The sequence below is a fragment of the Litorisediminicola beolgyonensis genome, from assembly GCF_042679605.1.
Taxonomy (GTDB): domain Bacteria; phylum Pseudomonadota; class Alphaproteobacteria; order Rhodobacterales; family Rhodobacteraceae; genus Litorisediminicola; species Litorisediminicola beolgyonensis.
This window is the reverse complement of record NZ_JBHTMU010000018.1, coordinates 1-26,799: the sequence shown is the minus strand read 5'-3', so window position 1 is coordinate 26,799 and position 26,799 is coordinate 1. Positions and strand designations below refer to the sequence as shown.

Genomic DNA, 26,799 nt, shown 5'->3' with positions numbered 1-26,799 from the left:
GAGGCGCGGACATGGTCCAAGTCCGTGCTGGAAAGCACGGGCCGCGGCGGTCACAGGCCGTGCACCGCCTTGACCTCGGTGAAATCCTCAAGCCCCAGCAACCCGCCTTCGCGCCCGTTGCCCGACTGGCCATAGCCACCAAAGGGGCTGCCGTAATTGTGCGGGGCCCCGTTGACATGCACCATGCCCGCGCGCAGCTGCCGGGCCACCCTGCGCGCACGCGCGCTGTCGCCGGTCTGCACATAGGCCGCTAGTCCATAGGTCGTGTCATTGGCCAGCCGGATCGCCTCGGCCTCGTCTTCGAACGGGGTGATGGTCAGCACCGGGCCGAACACCTCCTGGTGCCAGAGGCGCATGTCGGGCGTCAAATCCGCAAAGACGGTCGGGCGGGCATAGTGCCCGGTGTCGAAGCCCTCGGGCTTGCCAAGGCCGCCCGAGATCAGACGACCGGTATCCTCGATGCCTGCCTGGATCAGCGCCTGGACACGGTCCCATTGCAGACCCGACACCAGCGGGCCGATATGCGGCCCCTCCTGCCCCGGGTCGCCGACCTCTGTCGCCTCTGCCGCCGCGCGAACCAGATCGACCACTTGGTCATAGACCGACCGCTCGACGATGAGCCGGGTCGGCGCATCGCAGCTTTGGCCGCTGTTGTTCATGCACTCGGCCACCGCTCCCGCCACGCGCTCGGCCAAGTTGCAATCGGCGAAGACGATGTTGGGATTCTTGCCGCCCAGTTCCAGCGTCACGCGCTTGACGGTGTCTGCGGCATCTCGGGACACTGCCGCCCCCGCGCGGGTCGAGCCGGTGAAGGACATCATCGCGATATCCGGGTGCCGGGACAGGGCGGCGCCGACCTCTGGACCGGTGCCGTTCACCAGATTGAAGACGCCGGCCAGCAGCCCTGCGGCATCGAGCATCCGCGCGAAGATCATCGCCGAAAGCGGCGCGATCTCGGACGGTTTCAGCACGCAGGGGCATCCGGTGAGCAGCGCCGGGATGACCTTGAGCGCGATCTGGTTCACCGGCCAGTTCCAGGGCGTGATCAGTCCGACGACGCCGATGGGGTCTCGCATGAGAGTATCGCCATTCGGCAGGTGCCATTCCCAGTCCAGCGCACCGAGCGCGTCGAGAAACCCCTGGGTGTGGCCGATGCCGGTGTCGGCCTGCTGCTCTCGGGCCATGGTGATCGGTGCGCCCATCTCGGTCGAGATCGCACGGGCCATCTCCTCGTAGCCGTTCTTGTAGATCTGCAAGAACCGCTCGACCGTTGCGCGGCGCTCCGACAGGGGCGTGGCCGCCCAGCCGGGAAAGGCGGCGCGCGCTGCGGCCACCGCACGATCGACATCCGCCGCGCTGCCGAGCGAAATATGGGTCACCGTTTCCTCGGTCGCCGGGTTCTCGACGGCAAAAGGATTTGCGGCAAGTGGCGGCACCCAGGAGCCGCCGATATAGAACAGCGAATGGTCCATCAGAGGTCCTTGTCCCTGAGCCAGGTTGTGATCAGTTCGGTCAGCCGCGCGCCCGAGAAGGACGGGAAATGCCCGCCATGCACGATGCGCACGGGTAGCCTGAGCAGCCGCCGCATCGAAGCGACGTAATCGGCGGCATCCGAGTGGTAGGTGTCTTCGATGAGCGGGCCGTCATAGACGATGTCGCCCGAGATCAGGATGCCGGTCTGTGCTTCCCACAGTGCAATGCCACCCGGGCTATGGCCGGGGGTGTGGATCACTTCGAACCTGCGATCGCCAAGGTCGATCACGTCGCCGTCCGCCAGGAGCCGCGTCGCCGGCGCTGACGTCACGGCGTAGGTCGTCGATTGGTAGGCCACGTCCGGAAGCGCGTCGAAGATGTCGTCCGTCACATAAGGGTCGGCAAGCGTCGCCCTCCGCGACGGAGTGGCAAGGATGTCCGCCTCCGCCTCGTGACACAGGCGGCAGGGAAATTCGTGGTGACAGCCGATATGGTCGAAATGCGTGTGGCTGGCCACCGCGTCAAGCGGGCGTTCGCTGACCAGAGGCACCCATTCGCGCAGCGACACCACGCCCATGCCACTGTCCACCATCAAGTCCCGATCCCGCCCCCGCACATGCCAGATATTGCAGCGGTAGAACTCCTGGATATGCGGCTCGTCGATCCAGGTGATGCCATCTCCAACCGAGCGCTGGCGATACCAGTCTTTCGGAGGGATCCGCATTACGCGGCCTCTTTGGGAAAGATCACCGGATGGCTGCCGAAAAGCTCGACCTCGTCGCCGGGGCGCAGGGCAATGCGCTGCGGCAGATGGGCAACCAGTTCCAGGTCCGGCGCACCGAGCGGGCGAAAATGGCAGCGTTGGTGCGCCCCCAGGAACGACGCCTGCGCCAACCGTGCGCGGCCGAGGCTGAAGTCTCCCTCAAGACCGATATTCTCGGGCCTGAGGCAGAGCGTTCCACTGCCTCCGACCACGGCGATAGGCCCCAGGGCCGAGTTGGCCGCCCCCTCCCCCGCCTTTATGTCGATGCGGTTCATTTCCCCCATGAAATCGGCGGCAAACGGGGTGCGCGGGCTCAGATATACCTCTTCCGGCGTGCCGCAATGCTCGATCCGCCCTTGGTTCATCACGACGATGCGGTCGGCGATGGCCATGGCCTCTTCCTGGTCGTGGGTTACGTGCACGAAGGTGGTTCCGACGCGGCGCTGGATCTCCTTCAGCTCGTCCTGCATCTGTCGGCGCAGCTTGAGGTCCAGCGCGCCGAGCGGCTCGTCCAGCAGCAAAACGTCAGGATCCACCGCCAGCGCGCGCGCCAAGGCCACGCGTTGCCGCTGCCCGCCCGAGAGCTCATGCGGGCGGCGGTTCCCCTTGTCGGCCAGCCCGACCATCTCCAGCATCTCTTTGGCCTTCTCGCGCCGGGCGGACTTGCCGAAACCGCGCGTCCTCAGGCCGAAAGCAACGTTGTCGAGCAGACTCATGTGGGGAAACAGGGCGTAATCCTGGAACATCGTCGTTGTCGGGCGCTCGCGCGGGCCGACATGTGTCATGTCCTTGCCGCCGATCCCGACCCGCCCTTTCGTGGGCGTGAAGAAGCCGCCGATGATCGACAGAAGCGTGGTCTTGCCGCAACCCGACGGCCCGAGCAGGACGATGAATTCGCCGGCCTTTATGTCCAGGTCGATGCGGTGCAGCGCGATGAAGGAGTTGAAGCGGTGCTCGACACCGGTGATAGAGACATCGGCGGTCATTTGGCCCTCTTTCGGAACAACGTGAGTTCCAGCGCGACGACGGTGACGATGGAAACGAGAAAGACGAGAGAGCCCACCGCGTTGGTCTGTGGCGAAAGGCCCGAGCGCAGCATCGACCAGATTTCGACCGGAAGGGTCACGTCGAAGCGCGTCAGAAGAAAGGCGATGATGAACTCGTCCCAGGAGAAGGTGAACGCCAGGAAGAAGGCGGCGGCGAGCGAGGGCAGCAACATCGGCGCCGAAATCAACCAAAGCACCTGCCACTCCCGCGCGCCAAGATCGCGCGCCGCTTTCAGCGCGCTCTTCTGGTGCTCTCCGATCGACGCATAGACGATGGCAAAGCAAAGGGGCAGGTTGATGACCACATGGCCGATACCTGTTGCGACGAGAGAGGGGCGAACGCCGATCTCGCCGAACATCTGAAGCAGGCCAAGCGCCACGATCAGGTAGCTCACGGTCATCGGCGCGATGAGGGCCCCACGCATCAGCGCCGATCCCGGCAGCACGGCACGGGCGAGACCCGATGCCGCGAGAAAGCCCAGGACGAGCGAAACAGCGGCCGAGACCAGCGCCACCAGCAGCGAGTTCAGCAGCGCCTCCATCAGCGCACGGTCCGACAGAACCTTGCCGTACCATTCGAGCGTTGCGCCCTTGAACGGCGGCACTGGCAGGCGGCCGTCCTGGAACGAAAAGACGACCAGGACCACCACCGGCAAGAGGATGAAGGCGAAGAGCGCGATCAGGTAGAGCCAAGACAGAAGGCGCATCACATCCGCTCCATCTTCAGCCAGCGTGCCGAGGCGGCGTAGGCGAGCGTGACAAGGGCCATCAGAACGACCGAAAGGGCGGACGCCATGGGAAAGTCGCCGCGTCGGCCCAGTTGCAGCATGATCAGTTGCGGCAAGCTGAGCTCGTTGTTGCCGCCAAGAATTTGCGGAGTGATGTAGTCGCCGATGCAGAGCACGAAGGTCAGAAAGGCCCCGGTCATCACCCCAGGCAGCGTCAGCGGCAGGATGACCAACCGGATGACCTGCCAGCGCGACGCGCCCAGATCGGTCGCCGCCCTGGCGTAGTTCGGCGACAGCTGGATCAGGTTGGAATAGATCGTGAGCGTCAGCAGCATCACGAAGAAATGGACAAACCCCGTCACGGTCGCCGCACGCGTGGCCATGATCTGAACCGGCTCGGTCAGCACTCCGATCCCGAGCAGCGCCCTGTTCACGACCCCGTTCTCTCCCAACACCAGCGCCCAGGAATAGGACCGCACAACGTAGGAAGTCCAGAACGGCAGCACCGCGATCAAGAGAGCCATGCGCTGCCATCGCGCCGGCACGCGGGTGGCGATGATCCAGGCCAGCGGCCATGCCAGCAACACGGACAGCACGGTCACCGTTGCGGTGATCTCGAGCGATACGAGGATTCCTCGCCGCAGGGACGGATCGGTGAAGATGCGGACATAATTGCCCAGATCGTAGCTTTGTACGATCTCTCGCCCCTCAAGATGCGCAAGGCTCAGAACCGCCATGCCCAGAAAGGGCACGGCGAAGAACACCAGCGTCCACAAGAGTGCCGGGGCGACAAGCGCCGCCCCCTCACGTTTTTCGCGTCGTTCGCTGGTCATCTTGCGAGTCTCTGATCCGGAATTTTCTGGGCGCCTCAGTTCTGAAGCATCTCCGTCCAGAGGTCCTGCATCGCCGCATCGGTATCGGCATCCGGAACCGGGTAGAGTTGGGCCCGCGTCAGGTAGTCGGCCTGGTCATCCCAACGCAGGACGGCCTTCTGCTCGGCAGTCAGAACATCGCCTGCGGCCTTGTTCGCAGGCATGCCCCAATAACACGAAGAGGTCGCAAGGCGCGCCTGCCCTTCCGGCGAAAGCACATATTTCACGAATTCCGCGGCGAGCTCCGGCTTCTCGGTCCCCTCCACGATCGCGAGTGACTGGGCCCAGAGCAGCCCACCCTCTTCAGGGATTGCCCAGTCGAGATCGGGGTTTTCTGCGTTCAGCACGGCTGTCAGCCATTCGCCGCCCCCAATGAGAATGTCGACTTCCCCGGTCGCAAGCGCCGTCTGGCTGCCCACCACATCCGACACCTGCCTGGACACGGCCTTCAGGCTCATCAGCGGATCACGCAGGCCGTCGAGCGCGGCGGCGTCAAGATCGGCAGTATTCACGCCAGACTGAAGCCCGACAAGGCCAAGCACCGGCAGGTAATAGTCATAGATGGCGATGCGCCCGTCGTATTTGCCAGACCACAACGCCGAGAGAGAGCCCATCTCGGCCGGATCGACCGCGGCCTTGTTGTAAGCGATGGTGTTGTAGCCGAACTTTTCCACGGCCGCATAGACTGTGTTGTCGACCGTGACGTGATCCTCGAGCCTGACTTCGGGGAAATAGCTGTCCAGCGGGGCGACGCCCTCCGGCAGCGGCGCCAACAGACCCCGCTCGACCGCGCGGCCGACGTCGACGGCGTCGATCACCATGACATCCCAATCGCCGGGCCGCGATTGTTCTAGCAAGGTCAGGCCCGCGGCAGTGCCCTCGTATTCCTTGACGTTGACGCGCACGCCATGGGCGTCCTCGAAGGGCTGCAGAAGCTCAGCGTCGGCGTGGTCGCACCAGATCAGCGCGTTAAGATCCTCGGCTTGCACCGCCGGAGCAACACCGACAACCAACGCAGCGGCAGCACAACTATGCTTGAACATATGACCTCTCCTGATGGATTCTTCGGCGCTTTCATACGCCGTGCAGAAAAAAGTTGAACGCAGTCATTTTTATAGTCAATGATAATTTTACACTCGACTATGGAGTTTTCAGGCATGGGTTTAAGAGAACGGCAGAAAGCGTCGCGAAAACGGGCAATCGTCGAGGCGGCCAGCAAGCTGTTCAAGGATGTCGGTTACGAGGCGGCGCGAATCGACGCCATTGCGGAACTCGCAGAGGTCTCGGTTGGGACGCTTTACAACTACTTCCGAAGCAAGGCTGACCTGCTCTTGGCGATCGTCTCGCTCGAGGTCGAAGAGGTATTGCATCAGGGTCAGGCCGTGCTGGAGGAGGAGGCGCGCGACGCCTCGGATGCGGTGTTCCGGCTGGCGGCCATCTACTACGATCACTCGCTGGTCTATCTGACAAAGGAGATGTGGCGTACCGCCATGGCTCTGGCGATCCAGCATCCCGACACGCCGTTCTCCGACCGTTACCGGATGCTCGACGCGGCACTGGCGCAACAGGTGAAAGACCTCTGTGCTGCGTTGCGCGCGAGAGGTTACCTGAGTTCAAAGGTGGACACGGACGCTTTGGGTGACGTCCTGTTTCTCAGCATCAACGGACTGTTCACGGCGTTTACAGTGTCGTCAGAGATGTCGCTCGACGAATTGAAGGACACCGTTGCGGTGCATATACGCGCCGTCTGCCATTGAAGGCCGTTATCATGTAATACGGGTGCCGACAGCCAGCTGCGCCGCGCACCGTATGCGTCGCTGAGCCAGACCCTTTGAATTTGTCCCCGCGCGCCGCCTGAACTCCGATAGGATTTCAGATTTCGCGCGTGGACCAATTCAAAGGGGCCGACGCAACTTAGATGTTTTACATAAACCTCGATATCGTAGACGTGCTTTCAGATCCCAAGCTCGCTCAAGGCCCGCTCCAGCCCTGCGTTGAACCGCGAGGGTGCGAAGAGCGCGGCGCGCGCGATGCACGCGTCGGGATCGAGATCCCATGCGGCCTCTCGTTCGCAGCGCGCGACGAGATCTGCGAGTGCCTCGGCCCCGGGGCGGTCGAAGAACCAGCCGGTCTCGCCCTCGATCACGCTGTCGCGCACGCCGCCGCGCCCGTAGGCGATGACGGGACGTCCCGAAGCCATGACCTCGACCGGGACGATGCCGAAATCCTCTTCGCCGGGAAAGATCAGGGCGCGGCAACGGGCCATGAGCGCACGCAGCCGCGCGAACCCCACTGGCCCGAGCACCTGTGTCCTGGCGCCGGCGGTCCGGGCCAGCGTGCGCGCGGTGTGCTCGGGGCCGCCGGTCACGATGAGCGGCAGGTCGAGTTGTCGGAACGCCTCGATGGCGATGTCGGGCCGCTTGTAGGGGACCAGTTCCCCGGCCCAGAGATAATAGGCACCGAGATCCCGGCGCGGCACCGGCGCGAAGGCGGCGGTGTCGACCGGCGGGTGCAGGACTTGGGCGTCGCGGCGCCAGTATTTCCCGATCCGTTGCGCGACATGGGAGGAGTTGGCCAGGAACCGGTCGACCCGGGCCGCGCTCGTGACGTCCCAGCGGCGCAGGCCCGGGGCGAAGCCGTCATAGGCCGCGCGGGTCAGCGGGCCGGCATCGCGGCGATAGGCCGGGGCCTGGTCCCAGAGATAGCGCATGGGCGAGTGGCAATAGCACAGATGCGGCGCGTCGGGGCGCGGGATCACGCCCTTCGCAGGTCCGGCCTCGGACGAGATCACCAGGTTGTAGGCCGAGAGATCGAGCGCCTCGAGAGCGGCGGGCATGAGCGGCAGGTATTTCTGGTACAGCCGCCTTGCGAAGGGCAGCCGCGCGATGCGCGTCTCGGTGATCCGGTGCGCGCGCAGCGTCTGGCTGAGCCGCTCTGGTGCTGCGACATGGGTGAAGAGGTCGGCCTCGGGAAACCGGCGACAGAGCGCTTCGAGCACCCGTTCACCGCCCCGCATGCCGGTCAGCCAGTAATGCACGATCGCAACGCGCGGCGCGCGACCGGTGACGAGCGCCGGGGCTGCGGGCGCAAAAATCCGAGAGCCGTCAGCCATCGGGGCGCTCGCCGGAGAGCGTCCGGATCTCGAGAAGATCGCCGGGCAGGAGCGGCGTCTCGGGCGTCACATGGCGCGGTGTCTCGCGGCCCCTGCGCGGACCGGAGAGGAGAAACACAAGCGCGGATACGTCCTCCGCGGCGTAGAGAGACGCGCGCGCCTGCGCCTCGGCGTGGCGCAGGATCAGCTCTGCCAATGCGGCCCGAGCCTCGCCCAGCTCTGTCTCGCGTCTCAGGCGCTGATCGGCGCGGAAGCGCAGGCGGTCGCGGCGGATCTGCTCCACTGCGCGCTCGGCCCGGGCGCGCGCCTCGTCGATGTCGAGCATCCGGGCGGCGGCTTCCGTGGCGCGGGTCTCCGCCAGGACCAGCGCCGCTTCGGTGGTCAGACCCTGGTCCCGAAGCGCGCGGGCGCTGTCCCTCGCGGTCTCGGCGCGGAGGAGCAGCGCATCGAGGCCGGAGCGGTCCTGGTCGAGGCGGGTAATCCGGTCGGTCAGGGCTGCGCTTTCGGCGGCCCAGGAGGCCTCGAGCCGCGAAGCGAGGTCACGCTCGGTCGCCAGCTGCTCCGTTGCAGCGCGCAGAAGCGCTGGCAGACCGGCCCGTGCGGAGACCGGGATCTGCGCCCGCGCCTCGTGGGTGAGGGTCAGGTCACTCGCACCCGACAGTGCGGCCTCGAGCCGCACGGATCGGACAGTGTCCGTCGCGATGCGATAGCCGATCTCCGTGGCCCGCGCCCGCGCCTCATTGGCCGCAACAGCCAATTCCACGCGATCGACCGCGCGTCGCGGACCGCCCGCGAGCGCAAGTGCGGCGGCCACGGTGAGACCGGGGCGGAAGGCGATCGCGCCCGGCTCCTGCACCGCGCCCGCGACCACGACGGGGGCCGCGAGGTCGAGACCGAGCGTGGCCTGCGGTGACACGAAGAGGCCCGAGGTGGCGGCTGCCTCTTCGATCCGCGCTTCGGCGGCGTCGAGCGTCAGCCCCGCCAGCGCCACGCCACCGAGCCCTGGGATCCGGATCGCGCCGTCGAGATCGAGGGTCACGCTCTGCGGCGCGTCATGGCCGGTGAAGACCAGCGAGACCCGGTCGCCCGCGACGAGCCGATAGGCGTCGGCGACAGCGGGCGAGGCCAGAAGCGACAGGCAGAGACAGAGGATCGAGCGACAGTGCATGCGGGCCACGAAGCTCCTGCAACAGGACGGGTTCGTGGTGACGGTTGCATCAGGATGCTTAAGGGCCCGTTAACGCGCGCCCTGCCCCGCGGCTCAGCCGAGCGCGGAATTCAGCATCCGCACCGCGGTGATCGCGAGGAAGAGCGCGAAGACCCGCTTGATCCAGACCGTGTTGACGCTGTGGGCGATCTTGGCGCCGAGGGGCGCGAAGCCCACCGTGAAGGGCAGGATCACGGCGGCAGCGACGAGGTTGACGTAGCCCAGCGACAGGGGCGGCCGCCCCTCGACGCCCCAGCCGGCCCAGATGAAGCCCAGGACGGCCGGGACCGCGATCAGGATGCCGAAGCCCGAGGCGGTGCCGACCGCGCGGCGCATCTCGATTGAGAACGCCACGAGGATCGGCACCGAGAGCGTGCCGCCTCCGATCCCCATCAGCGCCGAGAACAGCCCGGTGACGTAGGAGATCGCGCCATTGACCAGGCGGCTTTCGGGCAGCCGGTCGCGCAGGACGAGGGTCTTCGGCAAGGCCATGTTCACCGCGACGATCAGCGCGAGAATACCGAAGACCAGCTTCAGCCCGCTGGCGTCGATATGGCGGGAGGCCAGACCGCCCGTCGCCGCGCCGAGGATGATGCCGGGCGCCCAGAGCTTCAGGAGGTCGCGGTCGAGCCCGCCGCGCCGGTCATGGGCGCGGGCCGAGGAGATCGAGGTGAATATGATCGTCGCCAGAGACGTGGCGACCGCCATGTGCATCGCGTTCTCGGGCGGAAAATCGGTCAGGGACAGGAGCCAGAAGAACATCGGCACCAGTACGATGCCGCCGCCCACGCCCAGAAGACCCGCGAGGATCCCGGCGATGATCGCGGTCAGAACGACGCCCGCGAGGATGATCAAGAGCTCTGGCGTGGTGAACTCGGCCATGTCGGTCCCTTCCTGTGCCGCTGCACAAAGAGCGCCCGCGCCGCCCGCGTCAAGCGCCGCTTGCTCTGCGCCGGTTCCTCTCTAGCCTTAGGGGCAGCGTCAAGGAGGCCATGGATGATCCGGAATATCTCGATTTTACTGTTGTTCCAGCTCGGAGGCGAAAGCCTCGCGCGGCTCTTCCAGCTCTCGGTTCCGGGGCCGGTGATCGGTCTTGCGGCGCTGTTTCTCACGTTTCTGGCGCGACCGGCGCTGGCCGAGCGGATGCGGGAGACGACGCAGGGGCTGTTGTCGCATCTGTCGCTGATGTTCGTGCCCGCGGGCGTCGGCGTGATCGCGCATCTCGACACGTTCGGGCGCGACGGTCTCGCGCTCGGCCTGGCGCTTCTGGCGAGCACGACGCTGGCCATTCTCGCGGGCGTCTTCGCCTTCCTCGCGGTCGCGAATTGGGTGGGGGCCGAGGATGCGTGATCCGATCCAGCTCTGGTCCTATCTCGCGCAGGAGCCGCTTCTTTGGCTGACGACCACGCTCGTCGCCTATGTCATCGCCGATTGGCTGGCCGACCGCGCGAGGCGCCACGCGCTGGCAAACCCGGTGCTCCTCGCGGTGATCCTGATCGGCACCGTCCTGACCCTGACCGGTACGCCCTACGCCACCTATTTCGAGGGCGCGCAATTCGTGCATTTCATGCTCGGCCCGGCGACCGTGGCGCTGGCGTTGCCGCTCTACGACAACCTCGCGCGGGTGCGCGCCTCGCTTCTGCCGATGGCGGCGGCGCTGTTCGCGGGCTCGCTGGTGGCGATCCTCTCGGCGCTCGGGATCGCGGCGGCGCTCGGGGTCGACGGGCGCACGCTTCTGTCCATCGCGCCGAAATCGGCCACCGCGCCAGTGGCACTCGGCGTTTCCGAGGCGATCGGCGGCCAACCGACGCTCACCGCCGTTCTGGTCATCCTGACCGGGATCGTGGGCGCGGTGATCGCCACGCCGATGCTGAACGCGCTCAAGATCACCGACTGGCGCGCCCGCGGCTTCGCCGTCGGCGTCGCGGCCCACGGGATCGGGACCGCGCATGCGTTCCGGGTCAACTCGACCGCGGGCGCGTTTTCCGGGATCGGCATGGGGCTGAACGCGGTCCTGACCGCGATCCTCGTGCCGCTTCTGGTGCGGGTTCTGATGTGACCGGACGCGGAGAGGCCTTGATCGCGCCCTGCCCGTGCCGCCATCGCGTGGTGCAAGCGAGCGCGCCCTGATGCGCAAGACAGAGGAGACCGAGCTGAGCACCACCGCCGATATCGACGCGCCCCCTGAGCGCCGCCGCCCGCGCCGTCTGCGCGCGCTGCTCGGCGCCGCGGTCGGACTGCTTCTTCTCGTCGGGCTCTTCGTCGCGACCGGGGCCGAGCTGTCGGGTCTGGTCGCCCCGCTGGCGCGCGTGCCGCTCTGGGGATACGGGGCGCTGGCGCTGGCCAATCTCGCCGCCGTGGCACTTTCGGCCAAGGGCTGGCAGCTGGTTCTGGCGCGCCTGTCGTCCGGCCCGACCCTCAGCGGGCGCGATGCGCTTGCCGCAACAGGCGGCGCGACGGTTCTGGGGCAGGTTCTGCCGCTCCAGGTGGCGATCCCGCTGATCCGAACGCTCTTGGCCCGCAGGCGCGGGATCGACGCGCGGCTGGGCGCGGGCAGTTCGCTGATCAACCAGACCTTCGATCTTCTGGGGCTCGGCGCGGTGGTGGCGGCGGTTCTGGCCTATGGCGCGACGCTCAGCGTCGCCGCCGCGGGGGCCGTCCTGATCGCCGCGCCGCTGGCTGTGCTCGCGCTTGTCGGCCCGATTGCCGCGACGCTCGGACGGCTGCCACGGCTTGGCGGTCTCCGGGCGCTCGGGCGGCTCGATTGGGCGCTCCGGGTGCAGCTCATGACGTTGAGCGTGCTGCGCATGGCCGCGATCGCCGTGATCTATGTGCTGCCCTTCCTGCTCTTCCGGCCGGGGCTCGATCCGCTGCCTCTGCTCGCGCTCTTCCCCTTGGTGCTGGCGCTGACCTCGCTGCCGATCCTGCCCGCGGGGCTCGGCGCCTTCGAGCTGAGCTGGGCGGGCGCGTTGGTGCTGCAGGGCGTCTCCGGCGCCGAGGCGGCGGAGCTGGCGCTCGCCGCACGGATCGCCGGGGTGATCGGGCTGATGCTGGTCAGCCCGGTCTTTCTCTGGGCGCTGGCCGCGCCGCGCCGGTCTACTGGATCGTGATCTCGACCCGCTGGCTTTCGCCGGTGGAGCCGGGGATCTTCAGCTCGTAGCGGCCGGGCTTGATCGCGAGGAACTCGATCTCCATCTCCCCCGCCTCGTCGAACTCGACGGATTCAAGCCCGAAGGGCCGGACCTCGAGGCCGTTGATGACCACCTCGTTGATCCAGATCGCCCGGAAGAAGCCCGCGCCTTCGAGCGCGAGCTCGCCCGAGCCGTCGGCCTCGATCTCGAGCTCGTACATCTTGCCCGATTCAAGCGTGATCGGACCGTCCGAGATCGGCTGGCCGACCGCGAGCAGCAGGCCCGGCATCTCGCCAGAATTGGTGTTCGAGAGGACGCCCGCGAAACCGTAGTCATGCGCCCAGGCGGCGGGAGCGAGAAGCGCGGCGAGCGCGGCGGCGAGGGGGAGACGGGTCATGGAGTCTGTCCTTCCTTGATGAGGTGGGGGGCGAGCGTCGCGGGGGTGCCGCGCAGCTCGAGGATGCGGTCGGCGAGGCGGGTCGCCTCGGGCCGGGCATGGGTGACGAAGAGCGTGGCGGGGCGCTGCTCGGCGATGAGGGTCTCGGTCAGGGTCAGCATCGTCTCGGCGGTCGCGGGATCGAGCGAGACGAAGGGCTCGTCCATGATCAGGAACTCCGGCCGCCCCGCGAAGGCGCGCGCGAGCGCCAGCCGGCGCTGCTGGCCGAGCGAGAGCTGACCGGGGAAGAGCGCGTCCTTGCCGCCGAGGCCCACCTTGTCGAGCATCGCGCGGGCGGAGGTCTCGTCGAGACCGGGATGGACCAGCGTCAGGTTCTGCATTACCGACCGCCAGGGCAGAAGCGTCGGTTCCTGAAAGACGATGGCCATCGCCTCGGGCCGCTCCACGCGACCCTCGAACCGGCGGTCGATCCCGGCGATGATCCGCAAAAGCGTCGATTTGCCGATGCCCGAAGGGCCAAGGATGGCGACGGTCTCGCCCGGCGCGATCTCGAAACTCAGACGTCCCAGGACCGGACTGTCGCCGAAGCGCTTCTCGCGGATGTCGACGCGGATCATGCCACCCTCCAGCGCCGGACGCGGCGTTCCCAGGGTTGCAGGATCAGCCATTCGACGGCGAGCATCACGAGGATGAACGAGAAGGCGTAGACCAGCACCATCGTCACGTCGAAGAGCTGGAAATAGAGATGGATCTTGAAGCCGATCCCCGAGGAGCGGCCCAGGAACTCGACCACCAGCACGATCTTCCAGATCACCGCGATCCCGCCCCGGGCAGCGCCCGCGATGAAGGGCGCAAGCTGCGGCAGCGTGACATGGCGCAGCTTGGTCAGGCGCGACATGCGGAACACCTGCGCCATGGCGTCGAGATCGGGAGACGTGGCGCGCGCGCCCTCGCGTATCACCGTGGTGACGTTCGGCACCTTGTTGAGCGTAACGGCGACGATGGCAGCGGTCTCGTTCAGGCCGATCCAGAGATAGCAGAGCACGATCAGCACCAGCGCGGGCAGGTTCAGGAACACCACGAGCCAAGGATCGAGCCATTTGTTCACCGTCTCGGACCGACCCATCGCCAGGCCGAGCGCGATGCCGAGGCCCATCGCCAGGGCGAAGGCCCAGAGCACCCGGATGAGCGTTGCGGAGAGATGCCGCCAGAGCTCGCCCGACAGGAGTTCGGACCAGAACGGCCCGATCAGCGCGTAGGGCTGCGGCAGGATCGTCGCGTCCGCGGTCAGCGCCGCCGCGACGATCCAGAGCCCCAGCAGCGCCGCGAGCGACAGGGCCGTGACGGTGCCCTTGGCGGTCATGCGTCACCGGCCCTTGGGGTCACTCGACCTCGGCAAAGAGCCCGTCGGGCAGGCTCGTGGCCTTGCCGACCAGTTCTTCGCCGCCGAGCTCGTTCATGAGCTGGAGGAACCTGTCGGCATTGGCGGTGTCCACCGGCCCGCGCTGGGGCTGGCCAGCGATGAAATCGGCCTTGAGCTGCTCGAACTGCGCGTCGTTATTGGCGTTCATTCGCGGGCGGATGGTTTCCCAGACCGCCTGATCCGAGGCCAGCATCGCCTTGGCGTCCTGGCTGGCATTGTAGAAGGCCTGCGCGAGATCGGGATGCTCGGCGAGGAAGCTTTCCTTGAAGTAGTAGCCGAGGAGCGGGATGTTGGTGTCGAGCCCGAGCGCCTCGGCGGCGGTGTCGACCGAGATCAGCTCTTTCATGCCCGAGGCCTTCATCTTGGCCAGGAAGTGCCAGAAGTTGATGGCGCCATCGAGCTCTCCTCCGAGACCGGATTTGAAGATCAGGGGCGGCGCGCCGAAGACCTGCTCGGTCTCGGCTGCGAGGTCCATGCCGTATTCCTGGTTGGCATAGGCGCGCAGGATCAGCCACGACTTGTCGAGCGGACCGCCCGCGATCCCGATCTTGCCGCCCGCGAGATCTTGCAACGTGGTCGCGTCGCTGCCCTCGGGCACCAGAACCCCGCCCACGGCGCGGCTGTAGGGGATGAAGACGTAATCCTTCCCCTCGGCCCGCTGGCGCGCGACCCAGATCCAGTCGGCCACCGCCATGTCGGCCTCGCCGCCCTCGACCGCGACGCGGGTGCCGCCATTGTCGGCGTAGCCCTGCACGTCCAGCTCGAAGCCGTATTTCTCGTCGAGCCCGTTCTCGGTGATCGTCGCGAGCTCCCAGTTCACGGTGCCGATCTCGAGCACCGCGGCGCGGATCGTCGGCATGTCCTGCGCAAGCGCCGGGCCCGCCGCAAGGCCGAGGCCCAGGGCGCAAATGTACAGATGTTTCGCTGCGAAACGCATCATGGTTCAGTCCTCCCTTCAGGGGTTACGCCGCCCGTCATGCGGCAGCGCGCCCTGCCCGGCTTATTCGAGGCGCCGGCTGACCTCGTTGAACTCGGAATCGAGCTTGATGTCCATTTGACCTTGGTCGCGGCAGATGACGTCGTCGAGATCGTAGCCCTCCTCTTCGAGCTCGATATCGTCCGGCGCCATTTCGCATTCCATTTCGGTCAGCATCGCCATGATCTTGTCGATCGCCTCTTGCGACGGGACCTCTTCATGGCTCTCCGCGAAGGCCGGTGCGGCGAGGCAGGCGAGAAGGATGGCAGTGACGGTGAATTTCATGGTCGTCTCCTTCAGTGCAAAAGAGCGGCGCTCAGTCGGGCGTGATCGCCACGCCCCAGGGCTGCTGGCCGACCTGGACCGACTTGATCGCCTTCTCGGCGGCCACGTCGATCACCGTCACGTCGTTGGAATTGCCGTTGGTGGTGACGAGGTATTTCTCGTCCGGGGTGAAGGCCATCTGCCAGACCCGCTGGCCGACGATGATGTAATCGATCACCTCGAGGCTCTCGCCGTCGATCACCGCGACGCGGTTTGCCGGGCCGAGCGCGACGAAGACGCGGCTGCCGTCCTTGGTCGCCTTGACGCCGACGGGCTGGAGCCATTCCGGCAGCACGCCCGGCACCTCGAACCCGATCTTCTTGACGAGCGTCGGCGCGCCGTCCTCGGCGATATCCATCACCGAAACGGTCCCGCCGATCTCGGAGGACACGTAGAGCCGCGCGCCGTCGCTCACGTATTCGGCGTAGCGCGGGCGCTGATCGACCAACACGTTGTGCTTGATCTTGTAATCCTCGGTCGAGATGAAATGCGCCATGTTGGTCGTCTCGGAGGTGTTCACCACAAAGGCGGTGTCCGGCGAGATCGCCATGCCTTCGGGCTCCACGCCCACCGGCACTTCGGCCAGGATGCGGTGCTCGACCGTGTCGGTCACGGTCACGAGGTTGTCGTCCTCGTTGGCAATGAACAGCGGGTTGCCCGAGGGGTGGATGACGAAGAGCTCGGGGTCCGGACCCGATGGCAGGGTGTAGAGCTCTTCGTAGGTTTCGGTGTCGAAGACCCGCACCGTGTCGTCATCGGACGCGCAGACGTAAAGGAGCGAGCCGTCGGGCGAGAGCGTGATGCCGCGCGGGCGGTTGCCGCCGTCGAACTCGGTGATCACTTCCCAGCTGTCGGTGTCGATCACGGTGATGGTGTTGCCCTTCTCGTTCGAGACGAAGGCCTTGCCCGCGACGGCGGGCGCGGCGGCGAGGGCGGCAAGGGCGGCGGACAGGATCAATGTGCGCATGGATGTCCTCAGTCGAAGGCGGAGCAGGAGGATTCGGGGGCGTCGAGCCCCAGCGTATCGAGCGGCGAGACCTGGTGCAGGAACCCGTCCTGCGGGCTGACGCTCACGGTGATGCGGCCGTCATAGAGAAGGATCGGCTGGCGCAGCTGACCGTTCCACGGCCGGAAGGTGACGGGCACTCCCTTGAAGGCGGCCAGTTCGAACTCGTCGGAGAGCGCGTAATCGAGGATGGCCTGCGGCTCGATGGTCGAGGCGCGGGTGACGGCCTCGCCCAGCACCCGGAGCGCCAGCCAGACCTGGTAGTCGCTCTCGCGGATGTAGCGTCCCGTCAGTTCCTCGAACCGGCGCTGGAACTGGGTCGCGCCCCAGGCTTCATGCGCGCCGTGAAAGCTCACCGGACGGAGGCCAGCCGAGCCCATCGTCGGGCGCGGCGTCCAGAGGTTGAACGGCAGATACGGCGCGAAGACGTCCGAGTTGTCGGCGGCGATCACCACCTCGTGCTCCTCGGGGTCCTGCGTGAAGACCGGAAGCTGCCGCTGGACGAGGACATAGCCGGTATCGGTGCGGCGCGAGCCGCCGGTATCCTCGAACTCGCGCTCCTCGACGATCCGGCCGCCGAACTTGGTGGCGGCGCGGCGGTAGGCCTCGGCGAGCTTCCGATCCTCGGGGTTCGAGCCGTGCACCATGAACCAACGCGGCCAGCGCTTCCAGAGTGCGAACTGCGCGACGGCGTCGGCGGTCATCGCGTTCGACGGCGCGATATGGAGCATGTTGGCGCGGCACTCACCATCGCGAAGCTCGGTGCCGCGGGCCAGCGCGTTCAGCACCACCGCGCCTTCGGCGGCGGCGGCATCGGCGAGGCGCGGGACATCCTCGTCCGCGGCCATCAGCACGATGAAACGGGTGCCGCCTGCGAGGATCTCGGCCAGCGCCGCGTCGGCCTCTTCAGGCGGCACGGCCACGGTCGCGGTCTCGTAGGTATGGCCCAGGAAGGTGCCGGTCGTCCCGTTATCCTCGTCGGCAAGCTGCGCTCCGGCGAAACCGTCATCCTCGGGCACCCGCTCGTAGCGGCTGTTCGGCGCGAGACGCGGATAATCGATGCGCAGCACCGCGGCGCGGACATCGAGCGCGGATGCGTCATTGGCGAGCGCGCCGAGACAGAGCGCGGCGGCGAGCATCGTCAGGATGCGGTGCAAATTGTCCTCCCAGCCCCCGCTGATCGGGGGTCTATCCGGCAGAGTGCCAGAGCTGCCCGCACGCGAAACCGAGACCTTTGGATCATTGCTGAGACGGCAGCCTGCCCACAACTTGGGACCATGCTGCGCGCGCTTCTACTCTTAATTTCTATGAGCGCTCCCGCCTTCGCGGGCGGGCACGCGATGGAGCCGGTCGCCCCGGGCACCAAGGTGGCTTTCTTCGGGATCACCTATCTCGACGAGAGCCTGCAGCGCGAAACCGCCGGCGCCGAGGACGAAGAGGCGCGCGTCGCGATGCTCGAAGAGATGGTGCGGACGCGCTTTGCCGAGGAAGGCATCGAATTTCTCGACACCGCCCCCGTGGCCGAAGAGATCGACCGGATCGTGAACCCCGCCAAGTGCTACGGCTGCGATGCCCGCGCCGCGGCGAAGCTCGGGGCCGAATACAGTCTGGTCGGCGAGGTGCAGAAGGTCTCGAACCTCATCCTGTCGATGAACCTGCAGATGCGCGACGCGACCACCGGTGAAACGGTGCGCGGCCGCGTCGTCGACATTCGCGACAATTCCGATGAGGCCTGGGCGCGCGGCATGCGCTACATACTCAAGACGACATTCTTCAGGGAGGAGTGACACAGTCGTGAAACGCAGAATCTTCAACCTGCTGGCCGTGGGCGCGGTGCTGATCCCGTCCATCGCGCTGGCACACGGGCCGACGCGGCAAAAGCTGACGCTCACCGCCGATGTGGCGGCCGAACCCGCCGAGGTCTGGGAGGTGATCGGCAACTTCCAGGACATGTCCTGGCATCCGGCCGTCTATTCCACCACCGGAGAGGGCGGCAACGAGATCGACGCGACCCGTCTTCTGACGCTGGGCGAAGAAGGTGGGCCGACCATCGACGAGGTGCTCTACAAATACGACGCCGAGAAGATGACCTACTCCTACCGGATCAACGAGGTCGCGGTCGAAGTGCTGCCGGTCACCAACTATTCCTCGCACCTGACGGTGAAGCCGCGCGATGGCGGCGGCTCGACGGTCGAGTGGCGTGGCGCGTTCTATCGCGGCTATCCCAACAACGATCCGCCGCCCGAACTGTCGGACGAGGCCGCGATCGCGGGTGTGACCGGCGTCTACAAGGCGGGACTCGACGCGCTGGTCGAGCGCTTCGGTGCGCCGTCGAGCTGATCTTTACGCTTTGATCCTGTCCCTCGCGGCGCTGCCCGCCGCGGGGGACATGGCCTATGTGACCAACCAGAACGGCGAGACGCTCAGCGTCCTAGACCTCGGAAGCGGCGCGCTCATCGAAAGCGTGCCCGTGCCCGGCCAACCCGCCGGGATCCATGCCGATCCCTCCGGCATCTACACCGTCAGCCCCGACAGCAAGACCGTGCGCCGGTTCGATCCGGAAAGCCTCGAGGTGCTGGCCGAGGTCACGCTCGATGGCGGGCCGACGGGCGTGGCGCTCGATCCCGAGCGCCGGCGGCTTTTCGTGTCGGACTGGTACAACGCGCGGCTCTTCGTGCTCGATGCGGAGACGCTCGCACTGACCCGCACGCTCGAAACCGGCGCGGCCCCTGCGGGGATCGCCCTGTCGCCCGACGGCCGAACTCTGGCCAGCGCGGATCGCGATGCCGACCGCGTGTCGCTCTATGATGCGGAGACGCTGGAGCTGCAGTCAGCCGTCACCGTCGGCACCCGCCCCTTCGGGCTCAGGTTCGCGCCGGACGGGCGGCTCTTCGTCGGCAATGTCGGCACCAACGATGTGAGCGTCGTGGACACCGCCAGCGCTTCCGTGACCGCGACCGTCGCGGTCGGCGACCGGCCCTACGGCGTGGCCTTCGCGCAAGGGCGGGCTTTCGTCACCAACCAATATGCCAATACCGTAAGCGTGATCGACCTGGAGAGCCTCGATGTGATAGAGACGCTCGATGTCGGCGAGTACCCCGAAGGAATCGACGCCAGCGCGGATGGCAGCTTGATCGTCACCGCCAACTGGTTCGAGAACACCGTCACGCTGATCGACGCCGCGCGCCTTGAGGTCACCGGCGAGATCGAGACCGGCGACGGACCCCGTGCCTTCGGCGTGTTCGTGATGGGAGGAGACACCCCATGAAGCCTATTCTTCTGGCCGCGCTGCTGGCCGCGACCGCCCTGCCCGCCTATGCCGCCGGTGAAAGCTGGGAGGCGATCCGGGCGCAGCTTTTCGGCGAGAGGGCGCTTCTCGATGGCGCCGAGGTGATCGCGCTCGACGCGCCCTATCGCACGCCCGACGACACCCGCACACAGATCGCCGCGCAGGTGGCCGCGCCCGAGGGCAAGCTCCTGGGCGAGGTGACGCTGGTTCTCGACGAGAACCCGATGCCGGTCTCGGCGGTCTTCGCGATGGATCAACCGCAGGAGCGGTTCTTCTTCGACGTCACCATGCGGGTGAACGGCCCGACGCCGCTCCATGTCATCGCCGAGACCACCGACGGCGCGCTCTACGTGATCGAGGGCTTCGTGAAGACCTCGGGCACCGGCGCCTGCGCCGCGCCTCCGGGCACCGATGTCGAAGAGGCGCTCGCCAGCCTCGGCGAGATGAGCCTTGCGGTCGACGCCACCATTCCCGCGCGCCCGGGCGAGGCGCTCGCCGCTCTCGCCTCGCGTCAGCGGCGGCTCGATGTCGACATCTCGCACCCCTCGCATTCCGGCATGCAGATGGATCAGATCTCGCTGCTCTTCATCCCGATGCGCTATGTCGAGAATGTCGAGATCGACCTCGACGGGGCCGGGTATGTGGACATGACCGGCTCGATCTCGCTCTCGGAGAACCCGACGGTCAGCCTGTCGGTGCCGTCACGCACGCAATCGGTGGACGTCACCATGACCGACACCGACGGGACGGTCACGACGGCGCATAAGGACCTCGCCGGGTTCTGATCTTTCAGAGCCGATGACGATGGGTCTCAGACCTCCGCCCATTCGCTTTGCGCGAGCATACCGCTGACACCGGCATCCGTCAGGTTCTGCCACACCGCGTCCGAGACGAAGGGCTGGGTGTGGCGCATGTCGAACCAGGCCGGGTGTCCGTCGATCGCCGCGGCGCGCACCGCGCAGCGGCTGCGGCTGCCAGAACCATCCCCGGTGGCCAGAGCCAGGTTTTCCGAGCCGCGGGCGACAGGTTTGACGCCACCGGCCCAGGCCCCCTCAGTGCAGACCGCGTCGAGAACGGTGTCGATGACCCAGAAGTAATAGGCATAGGGCGGGCGCGCCTCGCGGGGCCGCACCTCTCCCGAGAAGCGCGGCTCGAGCGTGAGGGGGTGGAAGTTCTGCCCTGCCCCGCCCGCGGCGTCGACGCAGGCCTTGAAGCGTTCGCTGACGATAAAGATGTTCCGGCGCGTGTATTCGCGGAAATCCGGCGGCGGCGCCGGCGTGACGAGGTCGATCGATTTCGGCAGAAGGTCCGAGGGGATCTCCGGCGCCAGGGTGTAGAGCCCGCGTTCCGAGATCGAGCGCTCTTCGCGGGCAAGACGCAGAAGCACCGTGCGGTCGAGATCGTCGAGATATTCGTAGAGACGCTGATGCGCGATCAGTGCCGCTTCGGGCATGCTCAGCTTGAAACTGGGGATATCGTGGGACTGCGCGAAAACCACCGCCATTCGTTCGCTCCAACGTAAACCTCAGAGCATGACCGACCTGTCATCACGCGGTCGCAACGCGCGATGTGGCACACCCTGATCTTCTTTTTCGGTCCGGATTTTCGTAGGTGTCAGCCGCCCGGATTCCACTTTTGTTAGAAATGTGGCGGCGAATTTCAACCAAATTAAGGCGGGCGCGATCTAAATTTTCGCGGCCTGCAATTCCTTGTCAGGGTTGGGGTTCCTGCGGCAGGACGCGGTCGAGCGGATAGTCCCAGAGCGCCCAGCCGTCGGTGCCTTCGGGGAACCAGTAGACCTCGGTGTAGCCCCATTCAATGGCGCGTTTCGCGGCGTTCCAGCTCATCCAGCATTCCTCGAGACAGAAGAACAGGACGGGATGATCGGGGTCGCCCTCGGTCACGGTGTCGAGTCCGGTGCGGAAATACTCTGCCGTCACATCGGCGATGGCGCCGTATCCGACATTGGGCAACCAGATCGCCCCGGGGATCGAGTCGCGCGGCTTGTCGCGCCAGATCGTGCCCTCGGGGAGGTTCTTGGGTTTCGGGGCCTGCGGGAGCACGTCGACAAAGGCGGTCTCGCCCGCCTCCCAGAGGTCATGGGCGGCCTCGGGCCCGACCACGGTGGCGCCCTGCAAGGTCGCGGGCACCGGTCCGCGGTAATGATCCATCCGGTAATCGGCGGGCTCGTCCTCGGCCGAGGCCGCGAGCGGCAGCGCAAAGATCAGCGCTGCCGCGAGAGACTTCATTGGTCGGCGGAGAGCACTTCCGTGCCCATGTCGTTGACCAGAGGCACGCCCGCATCGATGAGCACGGCGTTGATCTCGTCCTGGTGGCGGCGGATCAGAGAGTTCAGGCGACGCTCCCAGACCTTCTCACCCTGACGGACACCCATGGTGATGCGGAAGAAGAGCCGCGGCGGCAGGGTTTCCTTGACCAGCGGCACGACCTTGAGACCGGGATAGCCTTCCTTGACCAGAGGACCGGCAAGCGGACCCCAGAGGATCGCGGCATCGGTCTCGCCCTCGGCCACGTCGTTCAGAAGCTGCTCCACAGGGTTCTCGTACCGGCGGTCGACCACGAGGTTGTAGGGCCGCGCTTTCCCGAGAAGACCGTTCCGGGCCATGTGATCGGCAGGCGGGCTGCCCGCGATGATGCCGATCCGTTTCCCCTTGAGCGCCTCGTCAGACAGCGTGTCGACCGCAGAGAGGTCGCCATCCGCCGGCACCACAAGCGTGAAGACCGAGGTCATGTAATGGTTGGTGTTGAGCACGAGCTCGTGGCCCTGCGCATAGCCCATGATGACGTCGCACTTGGCCGCCTTGAGCGTGTTGCGCACGAAGCCGGTCGCCATCGGGTACCATTCATACTGGACCGGCAGCTCGAGCTTCGAGGCGATCAGGTCGGCGAGCTTGTTCTCGTAGCCCGTCTCCTCCCGCGTCGACATCGGATAGTTCGCGGGATCGGCGCAAACCCTGAACGCGTTCTTAGAGACGAGATCAGAGGTCTGCGCCGCGCCCGGTCCTGCCTGGGAGAGAAGCAGGGCCGTGCCCAGAAGACCCGCAAGGAGCGCGAACCGCGCCTTAGCCCATGCAGGCATCTTCCATCTCTTGAATCATGTCGGACTTGGCGTCCTTCTTGGCCGGACGGCCCCGCGGGATCGCGTCCATGCCGCGCGCCTTGAGATAGACGTAGATGTCGTCGAGGTAGCACATGACGTTCTGGTTATCGCCGAAATGCGGCATCACGGAGTTGCCGTTCGCGCGACCGTTCACGACGGTGTCGTAGAAGCTGTAGTAATCCATGTGCACGGCCGAGTTCTTGATCTTCGGCGCGTAGGTGGATCCTTCGCCATCCGGACCATGACAGACATGGCATTCGGAATGGTAGCGGCGGAAGCCCGAGAATGTGAGCCAGTCGACGGTGCCGTCCTCGGCGATGTTGTAGGTCGGGATGTCGTCTTCGGTATAGTACCGGCCGCCATCTTCGTAGGCGACGGGAACGTTCGGATGATCGGCAGAGGGGTCCACCGGCTGGTCGCTCCAGGACTGGGCGAACGCGCCTCCGGGCAGACCAACGGCGAGAGCCGCGGCTAGGAACAGGGGGGATGCGGGTCGCATCATTGGGCGAGCCTTTCGAATGTCTGGAAGATGTGGGGCCGGCACCCCGGTCTGGCGTGCCGGCCCCGTGATCGTGCGAGTGCCTTAGTTCGGCAGGCTGAAGACGGTCAGCTGGCCACCCAGAGCGGTGTAGTCGCTGAGAGCAGCGTAGCCGCCCACGGCGCCGAGACCGTCATTGGGGTTGGTCAGACCGGCCGCGAGACCGATGCCGGCCCAGCCGCCGACGCCCGACAGGATGCCGACATACTGCTTGTCGCCATGCATGTAGGTCATCACGTTGCCGATGATGCCCGACGGGGTCTTGAAGCGGTAGAGCTCGTCGCCGCTGTCTGCGGACACGGCCTTGAGGTAGCCCTCGAGCGTGCCGTAGAACACGACGTCGCCCGCGGTTGCCAGAGCGCCCGACCAGACCGAGAACTGCTCGGGGATCGACCACTTGATCTCGCCGTTGACGTTGTCCCAGGCGATGAAGTTACCCATGCCGCCATGGCTGTCGGGTGCCGGGTACATCGCCAGCGTCGCACCCACATAGGGCTGACCTGCGGTGTAGCTCACGCGGAACGGCTCGTAGTCCATGCAGACGTGGTTCGTCGGCACGTAGAAGAGCTCGGTCTTGGGCGAGTAGGCCGCCGGCTGCTGGTCCTTGGTTCCGAGAGCGGCCGGGCAGATGCCGGTCGAGTTCACGTCCTCGCCGTTCTGCTCGGTCGAGTACTGCGCCACCACGGCCGGACGGCCATAGGTGTCGGACTCGGGGTCCATGTCGACGCCGGTGGTCCAGTTCACCGCCGGATCGTACTTCTCGGCGACGAGAAGCTCGCCCGAGACACGGTCCATGGTGTAGGCCAGACCGTTGCGGTCGAAGTGGGTCAGAAGCTTGCGCTCCTCGCCATCAATTTCCTGCTCCGTGAGGATCATTTCGTTGATGCCGTCGTAATCCCACTCGTCATGCGGGGTCATCTGGTAGAACCACTTGGCCATGCCGGTGTCGATGTCACGCGCCATGACGGTCATCGACCAGCGGTTGTCGCCCGGGCGCTGTGCCGGGTTCCAGGTCGAGGGGTTACCGGTGCCGTAGTAGAACAGGTTCTCGTCGAGATCCGCCGAGTACCAGCCCCAGGTCGTGCCGCCACCGATCATCCACTGGTCGCCTTCCCAGGTGTTGGTGCCGGAATCGGCGCCCACGGGCTCGCCCAGATGCGTGGTGTTCTCGGGATCGGCGAGGATGTCCTCGTCAGGGCCCATCGAATAGGCGCGCCAGACCTGCTCGCCGGAGTTGATGTCATAGGCGGTCACGGAACCGCGGACACCGAACTCGCCGCCGGAGATGCCGACGATGATCTTGTCCTTCACCGGGAGCACGGTCGCGGTGTTGGTCTCGCCCTTGGACGGGTCGCCGTTCACGGCCGACCACTCGACCTCACCGGTGTCGGCATTGAGCGCGACGACGGTGGTGTCTGCCTGGTGGAGGAAGATCTTGCCTTCGGCATAGGCCACACCGCGGTTCACGGTGTCACAGCACATCACCGGAATGACGTCCGGATCCTGCTTGGGCTCGTACTTCCACTTGATCTTGCCTTCATTGGCGAGATCCAGCGCGTACACGATGTTCGGGAACGGCGTGTGCAGATACATCGTGTCGCCGATCACGAGGGGCGAGCCCTCATGGCCGCGCAGAACACCGGTCGAGAAGGTCCAGGCCACCTGAAGGTCGCCCACGTTCTCGGCGTTGATCTGGTCCAGCTCCGAATAACGCTGGTTCTTGTAGTCGCCGGTCTGGATCACCCACTGGTTGGGGTTGTCCATTTCCGTGACCAGACCGTCGTTCGCAGCCGCCATGGTGGCGGTGCAAAGCGCGAGGCCTGAGGTCAGAAGCGCTAGCTTTTTCATCTTCAACTCCCTTGTTGAGACTTTGCTCTCTTTGTGCGGAACCGGGTTTCAGCGAAAGGACCGGTCCCGTGGTTGCGTACGCCCGACCTCTTGGGTCTCCCTCCCATCGGGCGTACACATCTCTTGCGTTCAGCTAACCCGCGCGGGGATCACTCGAACGTGGCGAGGTACGCGATCACGTTGTCGCGTTCCTCTTCCTTGCGAAGTCCGGCAAAGGACATCTTGGTGCCCGGTGCCCAGTCGCGCGGATTCTCGAGGAAGGCCGCCAGGTGCTCCGGCGTCCAGGTCTCGGCCTCTGCAGCCTTCTCGGTCAGGCCATCCGAATACTGGAAGCCCTCGTAGGCGGCGACCTCGCGGCCCACGACGCCGTTCAGCACCGGGCCGACCTTGTTCTGTGCGTCCTCGCCCACCGCGTGGCAGGCCATGCACTTGCGGAACACCTTCTCGCCGGCTTCGGCGTCTCCGGTGATCTCGAACTCCATCTTTTCGCCGTTCTCATGGCTCTCGGCCATCGCGAAGGTCGCCGGAAGGGCGATCAGGGCGGCAGCGGCAACAAGTAGTGTGGTCTTCATTCTTTCGTCTCCCATGGGATCTCAATTCAGCCTGTCGGCATGCCATACGACATGATCCGAGGCGAACGTGTTCACGAAGTAGTAGGAATGGTCGTATCCCTTCTGCATTCGTACCTGACCGGGCTGACGCCTGCGCGCCATCGCGGCCGCAAGACTTTCGGGCTTCAGAAGCTCGAGGAACTGGTCGCTCGCGCCCTGATCGACAAGGATGTCACCTTTCCAGCCATGCTCTTCCAACAATAGCGTCGAGTCATGATTGGACCATGCCGTTTCGTCGTCGCCGAGATAGGCGGAAAGCTGTTTGCGACCCCAATCCGAGTTGGTGGGGTGCGCAATCGGCGCGAAAGCCGAGACGCTCTCGAACATCTCTGCGTTGCGAAGCGCGATGGTGATCGCGCCGTGCCCGCCCATCGAGTGCCCGGTGATGCCGTGGCAATCCTCGAGCGGCAGGTGATCGAGCACCAGGCTCCGAAGCTCGGAGGTGATGTAGTCGTACATCCGGTAATGCGGTTTCCAGGGATCGCGCGTGGCGTTCACGTAGAACCCCGCACCCTGCCCCAGGTCATAGGCCTCGTCATCCGCGACGCCCTCGCCCCGGGGGCTGGTGTCGGGATAGATCACCGCGAGCCCCTCGCGCGAGGCGTGCTCCTGAAAGCCACCCTTCGTCATGGCGTTCTCATGGGTGCAGGTCAGACCCGAGAGATACCACAGCACGGGCACCTTGCGCTCTTCCGCCTGCGGCGGCAGGTAGACCGCAAAGGTCATCTCGCATCCGCAGGTGTTGGAGGGATGCGTGTAGACGGCCTGGCGTCCGCCGAAGCTCCGGTTTTCCGATACCAGTTCCATCTCTGCCTCAGAACTCGACGACGGCGCGGATGGACTTGCCTTCGTGCATGAGGTCGAAGCCGTGGTTGATCTCGTCGAGGCTCAGGGTGTGGGTGATCATCGGGTCGATCTCGATCTTGCCCTGCAT

The 26,799-nt window shown here is 66.0% G+C and carries 31 protein-coding genes and 1 pseudogene; 8 read left to right on the top strand and 24 right to left on the bottom strand.

Annotated features, from left to right (window positions below; translation table 11 throughout):
* Window positions 1-50: 50 nt before the first annotated feature.
* Genes ACFQ4E_RS11495 through ACFQ4E_RS11470 form a run of 6 tightly spaced genes read right to left on the bottom strand, consistent with a single transcriptional unit; the run spans window position 51 to window position 5,925 of the window.
* Complete coding sequence (locus ACFQ4E_RS11495; protein ID WP_386803641.1) at window positions 51-1,472, bottom strand: aldehyde dehydrogenase family protein; 1,422 nt, start codon at window positions 1,470-1,472, stop codon at window positions 51-53.
* Window positions 1,472-2,197, bottom strand: a complete 726-nt coding sequence (locus ACFQ4E_RS11490; RefSeq protein ID WP_386803640.1) for an MBL fold metallo-hydrolase — start codon at window positions 2,195-2,197, stop codon at window positions 1,472-1,474. The genes ACFQ4E_RS11495 and ACFQ4E_RS11490 overlap by 1 nt, the downstream gene beginning before the upstream one ends.
* On the bottom strand, window positions 2,197-3,222 hold the full coding sequence (locus ACFQ4E_RS11485; protein WP_386803638.1) for an ABC transporter ATP-binding protein: 1,026 nt from the start codon (window positions 3,220-3,222) through the stop codon (window positions 2,197-2,199). The genes ACFQ4E_RS11490 and ACFQ4E_RS11485 overlap by 1 nt, the downstream gene beginning before the upstream one ends.
* Window positions 3,219-3,989: an ABC transporter permease gene (locus ACFQ4E_RS11480; RefSeq protein WP_386803637.1), complete on the bottom strand. Its 771-nt coding sequence runs from the start codon at window positions 3,987-3,989 to the stop codon at window positions 3,219-3,221. The genes ACFQ4E_RS11485 and ACFQ4E_RS11480 overlap by 4 nt, the downstream gene beginning before the upstream one ends.
* Window positions 3,989-4,843, bottom strand: coding sequence for an ABC transporter permease (locus ACFQ4E_RS11475; protein WP_386803636.1), 855 nt, complete (start codon window positions 4,841-4,843; stop codon window positions 3,989-3,991). Before ACFQ4E_RS11475 ends, ACFQ4E_RS11480 begins: the two co-directional genes overlap by 1 nt.
* A 35-nt stretch (window positions 4,844-4,878) precedes the next feature.
* The gene (locus ACFQ4E_RS11470; protein WP_386803635.1) at window positions 4,879-5,925 is read right to left on the bottom strand and encodes a polyamine ABC transporter substrate-binding protein; all 1,047 of its coding nucleotides are present in this window, start codon (window positions 5,923-5,925) and stop codon (window positions 4,879-4,881) included.
* A gap of 114 nt (window positions 5,926-6,039) precedes the next feature.
* Between ACFQ4E_RS11470 and ACFQ4E_RS11465 the strand changes: the two genes are divergently transcribed.
* Window positions 6,040-6,639, top strand: a complete 600-nt coding sequence (locus ACFQ4E_RS11465) for a TetR/AcrR family transcriptional regulator (RefSeq protein WP_386803633.1) — start codon at window positions 6,040-6,042, stop codon at window positions 6,637-6,639.
* 197 nt (window positions 6,640-6,836) lie between these two features.
* Here the strand turns inward: ACFQ4E_RS11465 and ACFQ4E_RS11460 are convergent, their stop codons facing one another.
* From ACFQ4E_RS11460 to ACFQ4E_RS11450, 3 genes are all read right to left on the bottom strand, one after another.
* Window positions 6,837-7,994 carry a glycosyltransferase gene (locus tag ACFQ4E_RS11460; protein WP_386803631.1) on the bottom strand — a complete coding sequence of 386 codons (1,158 nt, stop codon included), beginning with the start codon at window positions 7,992-7,994 and terminating at the stop codon, window positions 6,837-6,839.
* Entirely contained in the window at window positions 7,987-9,162 is a 1,176-nt protein-coding gene (locus tag ACFQ4E_RS11455; protein ID WP_386803733.1) for a polysaccharide biosynthesis/export family protein, read from the bottom strand. Before ACFQ4E_RS11455 ends, ACFQ4E_RS11460 begins: the two co-directional genes overlap by 8 nt.
* A 93-nt stretch (window positions 9,163-9,255) precedes the next feature.
* Window positions 9,256-10,083, bottom strand: coding sequence for a sulfite exporter TauE/SafE family protein (locus ACFQ4E_RS11450; RefSeq protein ID WP_386803629.1), 828 nt, complete (start codon window positions 10,081-10,083; stop codon window positions 9,256-9,258).
* A 114-nt stretch (window positions 10,084-10,197) separates the two neighbouring features.
* On the opposite strand from ACFQ4E_RS11450, the gene ACFQ4E_RS11445 reads away from it, so the two are divergent.
* The 3 genes from ACFQ4E_RS11445 to ACFQ4E_RS11435 all read left to right on the top strand — a co-directional run bounded on the left by ACFQ4E_RS11445 (window position 10,198) and on the right by ACFQ4E_RS11435 (window position 12,311).
* On the top strand, window positions 10,198-10,551 hold the full coding sequence (locus tag ACFQ4E_RS11445; RefSeq protein WP_386803627.1) for a CidA/LrgA family protein: 354 nt from the start codon (window positions 10,198-10,200) through the stop codon (window positions 10,549-10,551).
* Window positions 10,544-11,260, top strand: a complete 717-nt coding sequence (locus ACFQ4E_RS11440; protein WP_386803625.1) for an LrgB family protein — start codon at window positions 10,544-10,546, stop codon at window positions 11,258-11,260. The genes ACFQ4E_RS11445 and ACFQ4E_RS11440 overlap by 8 nt, the downstream gene beginning before the upstream one ends.
* Window positions 11,261-11,330: 70 nt before the next feature.
* Complete coding sequence (locus ACFQ4E_RS11435) at window positions 11,331-12,311, top strand: lysylphosphatidylglycerol synthase domain-containing protein (RefSeq protein ID WP_386803623.1); 981 nt, start codon at window positions 11,331-11,333, stop codon at window positions 12,309-12,311.
* On the opposite strand, the gene ACFQ4E_RS11430 is transcribed toward ACFQ4E_RS11435, so the two are convergent.
* From ACFQ4E_RS11430 to ACFQ4E_RS11400, 7 genes are all read right to left on the bottom strand, one after another.
* On the bottom strand, window positions 12,298-12,729 hold the full coding sequence (locus ACFQ4E_RS11430; RefSeq protein WP_386803621.1) for a hypothetical protein: 432 nt from the start codon (window positions 12,727-12,729) through the stop codon (window positions 12,298-12,300). The genes ACFQ4E_RS11435 and ACFQ4E_RS11430 overlap by 14 nt on opposite strands.
* Entirely contained in the window at window positions 12,726-13,346 is a 621-nt protein-coding gene (locus ACFQ4E_RS11425; protein WP_386803619.1) for an ABC transporter ATP-binding protein, read from the bottom strand. The genes ACFQ4E_RS11430 and ACFQ4E_RS11425 overlap by 4 nt, the downstream gene beginning before the upstream one ends.
* Window positions 13,343-14,092 (bottom strand): ABC transporter permease, encoded by a 750-nt coding sequence (locus ACFQ4E_RS11420; protein WP_386803617.1) that lies wholly within the window; start codon window positions 14,090-14,092, stop codon window positions 13,343-13,345. The genes ACFQ4E_RS11425 and ACFQ4E_RS11420 overlap by 4 nt, the downstream gene beginning before the upstream one ends.
* Before the next feature lie 19 nt (window positions 14,093-14,111).
* A complete protein-coding gene (locus ACFQ4E_RS11415; protein WP_386803731.1) occupies window positions 14,112-15,089 on the bottom strand; it encodes an ABC transporter substrate-binding protein in 978 nt (325 codons plus the stop codon).
* A gap of 63 nt (window positions 15,090-15,152) precedes the next feature.
* Window positions 15,153-15,413 carry a PepSY domain-containing protein gene (locus ACFQ4E_RS11410; RefSeq protein WP_386803615.1) on the bottom strand — a complete coding sequence of 87 codons (261 nt, stop codon included), beginning with the start codon at window positions 15,411-15,413 and terminating at the stop codon, window positions 15,153-15,155.
* A 31-nt stretch (window positions 15,414-15,444) separates the two neighbouring features.
* Entirely contained in the window at window positions 15,445-16,419 is a 975-nt protein-coding gene (locus ACFQ4E_RS11405; protein ID WP_386803613.1) for a YVTN family beta-propeller repeat protein, read from the bottom strand.
* Between the two features lie 8 nt (window positions 16,420-16,427).
* A complete protein-coding gene (locus ACFQ4E_RS11400; protein WP_386803729.1) occupies window positions 16,428-17,597 on the bottom strand; it encodes an ABC transporter substrate-binding protein in 1,170 nt (389 codons plus the stop codon).
* A 138-nt stretch (window positions 17,598-17,735) separates the two neighbouring features.
* Here ACFQ4E_RS11400 and ACFQ4E_RS11395 point away from each other — a divergent pair, with 138 nt between their 5' ends.
* Genes ACFQ4E_RS11395 through ACFQ4E_RS11380 form a run of 4 tightly spaced genes read left to right on the top strand, consistent with a single transcriptional unit; the run spans window position 17,736 to window position 20,532 of the window.
* Window positions 17,736-18,245, top strand: coding sequence for a DUF3280 domain-containing protein (locus tag ACFQ4E_RS11395; RefSeq protein ID WP_386803611.1), 510 nt, complete (start codon window positions 17,736-17,738; stop codon window positions 18,243-18,245).
* 7 nt (window positions 18,246-18,252) lie between these two features.
* Window positions 18,253-18,798 (top strand): SRPBCC family protein, encoded by a 546-nt coding sequence (locus ACFQ4E_RS11390; protein WP_386803609.1) that lies wholly within the window; start codon window positions 18,253-18,255, stop codon window positions 18,796-18,798.
* A 10-nt stretch (window positions 18,799-18,808) separates the two neighbouring features.
* Window positions 18,809-19,726: a YVTN family beta-propeller repeat protein gene (locus tag ACFQ4E_RS11385; RefSeq protein WP_386803607.1), complete on the top strand. Its 918-nt coding sequence runs from the start codon at window positions 18,809-18,811 to the stop codon at window positions 19,724-19,726.
* Window positions 19,723-20,532: a quinoprotein dehydrogenase-associated SoxYZ-like carrier gene (locus ACFQ4E_RS11380; protein WP_386803605.1), complete on the top strand. Its 810-nt coding sequence runs from the start codon at window positions 19,723-19,725 to the stop codon at window positions 20,530-20,532. Before ACFQ4E_RS11385 ends, ACFQ4E_RS11380 begins: the two co-directional genes overlap by 4 nt.
* A gap of 26 nt (window positions 20,533-20,558) precedes the next feature.
* On the opposite strand, the gene ACFQ4E_RS11375 is transcribed toward ACFQ4E_RS11380, so the two are convergent.
* The 8 genes and pseudogenes from ACFQ4E_RS11375 to ACFQ4E_RS11340 all read right to left on the bottom strand — a co-directional run.
* Window positions 20,559-21,251, bottom strand: coding sequence for a hypothetical protein (locus tag ACFQ4E_RS11375; RefSeq protein WP_386803603.1), 693 nt, complete (start codon window positions 21,249-21,251; stop codon window positions 20,559-20,561).
* A gap of 208 nt (window positions 21,252-21,459) precedes the next feature.
* Window positions 21,460-21,996, bottom strand: a complete 537-nt coding sequence (locus tag ACFQ4E_RS11370; protein WP_386803601.1) for a PQQ-dependent catabolism-associated CXXCW motif protein — start codon at window positions 21,994-21,996, stop codon at window positions 21,460-21,462.
* On the bottom strand, window positions 21,993-22,847 hold the full coding sequence (locus tag ACFQ4E_RS11365) for a substrate-binding domain-containing protein (RefSeq protein ID WP_386803599.1): 855 nt from the start codon (window positions 22,845-22,847) through the stop codon (window positions 21,993-21,995). Before ACFQ4E_RS11365 ends, ACFQ4E_RS11370 begins: the two co-directional genes overlap by 4 nt.
* On the bottom strand, window positions 22,831-23,370 hold the full coding sequence (locus ACFQ4E_RS11360) for a c-type cytochrome, methanol metabolism-related (protein WP_386803597.1): 540 nt from the start codon (window positions 23,368-23,370) through the stop codon (window positions 22,831-22,833). The genes ACFQ4E_RS11365 and ACFQ4E_RS11360 overlap by 17 nt, the downstream gene beginning before the upstream one ends.
* A gap of 81 nt (window positions 23,371-23,451) precedes the next feature.
* Window positions 23,452-25,254 (bottom strand): methanol/ethanol family PQQ-dependent dehydrogenase, encoded by a 1,803-nt coding sequence (locus tag ACFQ4E_RS11355; protein ID WP_386803595.1) that lies wholly within the window; start codon window positions 25,252-25,254, stop codon window positions 23,452-23,454.
* Window positions 25,255-25,403: 149 nt separating this feature from the next.
* Entirely contained in the window at window positions 25,404-25,826 is a 423-nt protein-coding gene (locus ACFQ4E_RS11350; protein WP_386803593.1) for a c-type cytochrome, read from the bottom strand.
* Window positions 25,827-25,847: 21 nt separating this feature from the next.
* Window positions 25,848-26,672 (bottom strand): S-formylglutathione hydrolase, encoded by an 825-nt coding sequence (gene fghA, locus ACFQ4E_RS11345; RefSeq protein ID WP_386803591.1) that lies wholly within the window; start codon window positions 26,670-26,672, stop codon window positions 25,848-25,850.
* Window positions 26,673-26,679: 7 nt separating this feature from the next.
* A pseudogene (locus ACFQ4E_RS11340) lies at window positions 26,680-26,799 on the bottom strand (S-(hydroxymethyl)glutathione dehydrogenase); the annotation flags it as partial.